General features: G+C 76.1%; 1 protein-coding gene. It reads left to right on the top strand.

From position 1 onward, the window contains the following. On the top strand, positions 1 to 1,471 hold a 1,471-nt coding region (locus ACYVE9_RS26555), incomplete at both ends, for a polyketide synthase (RefSeq protein WP_461030441.1).

Genomic DNA, 1,471 nt, shown 5'->3' with positions numbered 1-1,471 from the left:
GCCGCCCGTCGCGCACACCCCCGGCGGTACGGGACGCCGGGGCACCGACCCGGACAGCACCCGCAGCGGGGGCGACGGCACCGCGGCCCCGGACGACGTCGTGATCACCGGCATGGCCTGCCGCCTCCCCGGCGGTGTGACCCCCGAGGCGTTCTGGCAGCGGCTCGCCGCCGGACACGACCTGGTCACCGAGGTGCCGCCGGACCGGTGGCCGAACGAGCAGGACCGAACCGGGAGGTGGGGAGCCTGGCTCGACGAACCGGCCGCGTTCGACGCGGAGTTCTTCGGCATGACGGCCGACGAGGCCAGGGCGACGGATCCGCAGGCCCGGCTGTTCCTGGAACTCGCCTACGAGGCGCTGGAACGCGCCGGCCACGCCGGGCCGCGCAGGCACGGCCGGCGCATCGGGGTCTTCGCCGCGGTGGGCGAGAGCGGCTACCGGGAAGTGCTCGACCGGGCCGCACCCGGCCGGCTTCCCACCGCGGCGCTGGTCGGCAACCTGCCCAACCTGGTCGCCGCCCGGGTGGCGCAGTACCTCGACCTCGACGGACCCGCGATCGCCGTGGACACCGCCTGCTCGTCCGCGCTGGTCGCCCTGCACCTGGCCCGCCGCAGCATCCGGTCGGGGGAGTGCGACCTGGCGGTGGTCGGCGGCGTCAACCTCCACCTCACCCCGACCGGGTACCGGCTGCTGGAGGGCACCCAGGCGCTGTCACCCGGTGGACGGTGCCGGGCCTTCAGCGCGGGCGCCGACGGCTTCGTCCCGGGTGAGGGCGGCGCGGCGCTGGTGCTCGCCAGGCTGGGCGACGCCCACCGAGCCGGCGACCCCGTGCTCGCCGTGGTCCGGGGCACGGCCGTCAACAACGACGGGCGATCGCTGAGCCTGCTCGCGCCGAACCCGCAGCGGCAACGGGAGGTCATCGCAAGGGCCTACGCCGACACCGGGCCGGACCGGAGCGCGGTGTCGTACGTGGAGGCGCACGGAACGGGCACGCCCGTCGGTGATCCCATCGAACTGCGGTCCCTCGCCCACGCCTTTCCGCCGCTGCCGGACGGCAGGCAGCGACTGCTGGGCTCAGTGAAGACCAACGTCGGGCACCTGCTCAACGCGGCCGGCATGCCCGCCCTCGTCAAGGTGGTGCTGGCGCTCGGCCACCGGCAGCTGCCCGCCTCCCTGCACCACGACCCGCCGCTCGCGGCCGTCCCGGACGGCTTCGCCGTCGTCACCGACCACCGTGCGTGGGAGGCACCCGGTCCGCTGACGGCCGGGGTCAACGCGTTCGGGTTCGGCGGCACCAACGCGCACGCCGTTCTGCAGGAGGCACCGCCGGCTCCGCACCACCCGCCCGGGCCCGCTCCCGGCCCTCACCTGCTCGCCCTGTCCGCGCACAGCGCGGAGGCGCTGCACACGGCCGTGTCCGACCTCGCCGACCGGCTGCGGGACGCCCCCGACCAGGCGGAGGGCGACGTG

This window comes from Streptomyces sparsus (assembly GCF_054776295.1).
The sequence above is the reverse complement of the archived record's forward strand: the minus strand, read 5'-3'. Positions and strand labels throughout refer to the sequence as shown.